Origin of the sequence: Stutzerimonas stutzeri SDM-LAC (assembly GCF_000235745.1) — a bacterium.
GTDB lineage: Bacteria > Pseudomonadota > Gammaproteobacteria > Pseudomonadales > Pseudomonadaceae > Stutzerimonas > Stutzerimonas stutzeri_H.
The window spans coordinates 1-387 of sequence record NZ_AGSX01000076.1 but is presented as its reverse complement, the minus strand read 5'-3'; the positions used below and the strand labels follow the sequence as shown (position 1 = coordinate 387).

1 protein-coding gene is annotated in these 387 nt (G+C 59.4%); it reads right to left on the bottom strand.

From position 1 onward, the window contains the following. Nucleotides 1–28 precede the first annotated feature (28 nt). Nucleotides 29–387 (bottom strand): FAD-dependent oxidoreductase (locus PSTU_RS20620; protein WP_036992892.1); only part of this gene is annotated, 359 nt, incomplete at its 5' end.

Here is a 387-nt window from a genome sequence, read left to right as displayed (position 1 = left end):
CCTCCTCCCCTTCTTTTCACCTCGACGCTCAGCCTTCGACGGAGCTACGGATCAGGTGATCGAATGCACTCAGCGAGGCTTTAGCGCCCTCGCCAACCGCGATGACGATCTGCTTGAACGGCACCGTTGTCACGTCGCCCGCTGCGAAGATACCCGGTAGTGAGGTTTCGCCACGCGCATCGACGATGATCTCGCCGCGCGAGCTCAGCTCTACCGTGCCCTTCAGCCAATCGGTGTTAGGCAGGAGGCCGATCTGTACGAAGATGCCCTCCAGTTCCAGTTCGTGGAATTCACTGGAGTTGCGATCTTTATAGGTCAAGCCGGTGACCTTCTTGCCGTCGCCGATGACCTCGCTGGTCAACGCGCTGGTGATCACCCTGACGTTGG